The organism is Mesorhizobium sp. (assembly GCF_004962925.1).
GTDB lineage: Bacteria > Pseudomonadota > Alphaproteobacteria > Rhizobiales > Rhizobiaceae > Mesorhizobium.
In genome coordinates this window covers 1-1548 of the sequence record NZ_SUEO01000391.1, presented here as the reverse complement: position 1 = coordinate 1548, position 1548 = coordinate 1, and the positions used below count along the sequence as shown (strand labels likewise).

At 61.9% G+C, this 1548-nt stretch carries 1 protein-coding gene; it reads right to left on the bottom strand.

The features are described from left to right. Positions 1–24: 24 nt before the first annotated feature. Positions 25–1371 carry an IS5 family transposase gene (locus tag E5W87_RS35295; protein ID WP_292408555.1) on the bottom strand — a complete coding sequence of 449 codons (1347 nt, stop codon included), beginning with the start codon at positions 1369–1371 and terminating at the stop codon, positions 25–27. Positions 1372–1548 lie beyond the last annotated feature (177 nt).

Genomic DNA, 1548 nt, shown 5'->3' with positions numbered 1-1548 from the left:
GTCGACCGTGAACAATCTTGACCGCTAAGCGGCAAGCTGCTTCGGCCGGTTCAGGAACGCGGCGATCAAGAGCCACAAAAACGCCTTCAGCCACCTGAGCAGGAGGGAGAAGTTGTAGCCGGCTGCGGCCAGGATGGCGTTGATCGCATCGCCTTGGGTGTGAGCGAGGTAATTGCGGCCCATTCTGTGTTCGTTCTTGATGTGGCCGATCACCGGCTCGACGGCCGATCGCCGCCGCATCTGGCGCTTGATGGCCGGTGTCACGCGGCGCTTCTGACCGGCGGTGAAGACCCTGAACTTGTGGCTTTGCGGCGCGTTGTGGCCGCGGTAACCGGCATCGGCGAGGATGCGCTCGATCTCGGCACCGATGGTGTCTTCCATCGCAGGAATGATCTTTTCGAGCGTGTGCCCGTCGTAAGGGTTCCCGGGAAGTGCCATGGCGTGCAGGGCGAACTGACCGCCCTTTGAACGCTTCAGCGTCGTCGCCACGGACACCTTCACCCCGAACTCGTAGGGTGCGTGCGCTTTGCCTTTGCCGATGCACTCCACCTCATGGGCGTGCAGGCTGTAGATCTTGCGGCCGCGCTGGCGCTGCCTCTGCTCCAGAACCGTCGAGGCCTGGTAGAGCGGCCACTTGAAGATCGCGTCCAGCGCCGCGTCGCCGGCAATCTGACGGGAGATGTCACGGACGGTGCGCCCGAGATAGGTCCTGAGTTTGCGCAGGGATTTGTTGGCCCGCCTAAATTGTTTGGCGTGGGCGTAGCGCTGATGCATGATCAGCGCCAGCTTGCCGACCCTTACATAAGACTGACGCAGGTCGAGCCCGGCCTTCCTGGCCAGCCGGACGAGCCGCTCGCGGGCCCGATGGATGAGCTTGGCGTCGGTCGGGAACATGACGTTCTTGGGCTCAACCGTGGTGTCGACGATGACCCGGCGCGTGTCCTGCGGCTTCATCGCCCCGGTCTTGACCGCGATGCTGAGGCTTTCCTGCAGCAGCACCATGATCCGCTCCTCGCCCATGCGCTGGCGCCAACGCGTCATCGAGGAGCGGTCGAACGGCAACTCGTGACGGAAGAATTCCTCGCCGCACAGATATTGGAAATACGGGTTCTCGATCCAGCGCGCACACAGCACCTCGTCCGACAGGTTGAAGGTGTGCTTGAGGATGGCGAGCCCGGCCATCAGCCGCGTCGGCAGCGGTGGCATTCCGGGCCCGTCACAATAGACCTCGCCGAAGCGCGCCTCCAGCACCGGCCAGTCGATGGTGCGGGCCAGCCTCACCAACTCGTGGTTCATGTTGAGTATCTGATCAAGGCGGGCGCGGAACAAATCCTGTTCTCCCGCCTCGTGCCGTTCGCGTGGTCTGCCCATCGCCTGGCTCCGATTCACTGCGATGAAAGCAGTGAATCACGCTTCGCCAAGCAGGGAAATCGCAAACTGGATTGCAAGAAAACTATCCACAAACTGGCCGTTACCTGCAATTCCGAAATCTGCAAATCGGGCGATTCCTATGGAATATCAGCGGCTTCCGAATTCTTCACGGCCGAC

Coding starts and splice junctions, on each gene's coding strand:
- E5W87_RS35295 (WP_292408555.1), bottom strand. CDS start 1,371: ATGGGCAGACCACGCGAACGGCACGAGGCGGGAGAACAGGATTTGTTC.